The 373-nt window shown below is 31.9% G+C and carries 1 protein-coding gene; it reads left to right on the top strand.

Annotated elements, in window-relative coordinates:
• Nucleotides 1-373, top strand: a 373-nt coding sequence (locus IY230_RS06580; protein WP_196370858.1) for a hypothetical protein, incomplete at both ends; no start/stop codon positions are given.

The following is a 373-nucleotide window of genomic DNA, read 5'->3' on the forward strand; positions in this document are numbered from 1 at the left end:
TTGATAACCTACTAACAAGAGTTATTGAAAGTGAAGAGACCCATCAAACATTAGCAGATGTAATTAATCATTACATAGGTAATTTAGAACCGAGATTAGAGGTAGTATTACCTGATATTACCGCAGCTGATCTAGCCTTAAATAAATCGCTAGTTGATGTTGAAGCAGCTTACAAGATGTTAACGTTAGTTCAAGATTTAGAGTTAACTGACATAAATGAATTAACAAACATAAGAAGCGTTAAAGCATTTGGTGAGTTATTAAACTTAGATACAGATGCAGCGTTATTAGATAGATTAGTAGATATTCCGTTAATCTATCATGTATATGAAAGAGTATTAATTAGTGAATTTGGCTCAGAAGCATTAGCAGT

The organism is Acholeplasma laidlawii (assembly GCF_015709225.1).
GTDB lineage: Bacteria > Bacillota_I > Bacilli_A > Acholeplasmatales > Acholeplasmataceae > Acholeplasma > Acholeplasma laidlawii_A.